The organism is Deinococcus rhizophilus (assembly GCF_030271215.1).
GTDB classification, from domain to species: Bacteria; Deinococcota; Deinococci; order Deinococcales; family Deinococcaceae; genus Deinococcus; species Deinococcus rhizophilus.
The window spans coordinates 1-2,085 of sequence record NZ_JASNGB010000290.1 but is presented as its reverse complement, the minus strand read 5'-3'; the positions used below and the strand labels follow the sequence as shown (position 1 = coordinate 2,085).

General features: G+C 70.8%; 2 protein-coding genes and 1 pseudogene. All 3 read right to left on the bottom strand.

Going from position 1 to position 2,085, the window contains the following annotated elements; genetic code table 11:
- Positions 1–273 (bottom strand): annotated as a pseudogene (locus QOL99_RS16675) (MFS transporter); the annotation flags it as partial.
- A 40-nt stretch (positions 274–313) separates the two neighbouring features.
- Positions 314–1,246 carry a hypothetical protein gene (locus QOL99_RS16670; RefSeq protein ID WP_285525495.1) on the bottom strand — a complete coding sequence of 311 codons (933 nt, stop codon included), beginning with the start codon at positions 1,244–1,246 and terminating at the stop codon, positions 314–316.
- A gap of 359 nt (positions 1,247–1,605) precedes the next feature.
- On the bottom strand, positions 1,606–2,085 hold a 480-nt coding region (locus QOL99_RS16665), incomplete at its 5' end, for a Smr/MutS family protein (protein WP_285525493.1).

Genomic DNA, 2,085 nt, shown 5'->3' with positions numbered 1-2,085 from the left:
GCCCAGCGCCAGCACCAGCGCCCCGGCGACCGTCACCGCCCGCACGCTGACCCGCCCCAGCGCCAGCCCGACCAGCGGCGGGGCCGACGCCGACCCCAGGAAGTGGGCACTCGCCACCCAGCCCACCACGCCCGCGCCCACCCCGTAGCGCTCCTGAAAGAGCGGAAAGGCCGCCCCGTACATGGCCTGCAAGACGCCCAGGGTCAGAAAGGCGACCGCCCCCGGCGCGAGCAGAGAGGCGGTCAGGCGGGGTGGGGCGGGCACGGCACTCATCGGTGGGGGAGCGTAGCACGTGCCCCGGCCCCGGCGGGGGTCACTTGGGCAGCGTCACCAGGCTGACCAGCCAGCGGCCCTGGCCGTCCGGGGTCCACTGGTAGCCCACCGAGGGACCGACCAGGCTGGGCAGCACGCTCAGGCGCAGCAGCAGGTCGCCGCGCAGGGTGGTCACGTCGCTCTGCCAGGCGTGCGAGAGGCGGGTGCGGACGGCCCCCACCCCGAACGCGGCGTCTCCCGGCAGGCGGTAGGTCGCCCCGGCGTTCGTCTCGTTGTAGCGGCCCAGCCCGAAGGCGGGCACGGCAGCCTCACCCGTCACGAAGCGCTCGAAATGGGTCGCGTCCAGCGTCAGGCCCGGCAGCGGCGAGACATTCAGCACGGCCACGGCGTCCACGCTCCCCTGCGCGTCCTGCTGCACCGGGAAGGCGAAGAGCCGCGCCGCGCCGCCCACATACATGCCCAGCTTGCCGAAGCTGCGGCCGTACCCCGCCGTCGCCTCCGTCTGGGTGTAGGGCACCCCATCCCCATCCACAAAGGCCACGCCCACGTTGCCCAGCAGCCGCGCCCGGTTCTCCCACAACAGGTGCGCGTACCCCGCCGAGAACTTCGACAGGTTCCCCTTCCCCTGCATCAGCCCGCCGTATTGCAGGCCCTTCGCAGGGTCGTGGGTCACCTCCAGCCGGGGCACGTTGTAAAAGACGCCCGCCGCCAGCGTGGTGTCCTGCACCCGCGTGCTGACGTTGTAGTCCCAGGAGGTTGGGGCCTTGACCACCGAGATGCGGACGTCTTGCGACATCAGCAGCGGCAAGGCCCGCACCCCATACCCGGCTTCGGTGGAGATCACGAGTTCGGTGCTGGCGAAGCGCGACAGGTAATTGGGCGGAATCTGAAAACCCATCAGGGAGGACTGGGCACCGGCCGTTCCGGCGGCAAGGAGGCACAGGGCCGCGAGGCGGGAGTGGAGTGACTTCACCCCGCCATTGTGCCCGGTCCCGGCTGGCAGAAGTCTGACCAACTGCGCCTGCGGGCCACGCCGGAGAAGGCCACTCCTCTCCCCTTGCCACGCTTGATGCGGTTTGGAGAGATCAGCGGCTCAGACGAGGTTTTGGTCCCTCATACGGACTGCCGTCCAATTCCTTTCCTTCCGGGACACCACCGGAAGTCCATCCATCTCCCGGAACCCGCCCTTTCTCCTTCTCGCCTCCGCTCGGATGGACTCACTTCGTAGGCGACTCCATCGGAGTCCGTATCACTCCCTGTGGGGGACTGGCACAGCTGCGCAGCAGAGGGGAGTGGCGGGCGAAGCTTCCCGTCTCTCCTACCACTTGTCTCCTACCGCTTGAGATTCACCACGGTCACCCCGTGCCCGCCCTGGTTGGCCTCCGCGTCGTGGAAGGACTCGACCCGCTTGTCGGTCTTGAGGTAGTCGCGCAGCAGGCGCCGCAGCACCCCCTGGCCCTTGCCGTGCACCACCCGCAGCGGGCTTTCCTTGAGGGCGTGCGCCTCCCCGACGGCGGCCCGCAGTTCCTCCACGGCCTCCTCGACCCCCAGCCCGCGCAGTTGCAACTCGTTCTCGAAGCGGCTGGGGGCGGTTCCGGCGAAGGTGGGGCGGGGTGCGGCGACCTTGGGCTCGGGCTTGAGGCGCACGTCGCGGCGGCGCACGCCCACCTTCATCACGCCGAGCTGCACCACGAGGTCGTCGCCGCGCATCTCCAGCACCTGCCCGGTCGCGCCGTAGGCAGGCACGTCCACCCGGCTGCCCACCCGGATGGGGTCGCCCCGGTCCTCGCGGGGGGCGGGCGGGGCGGGGCG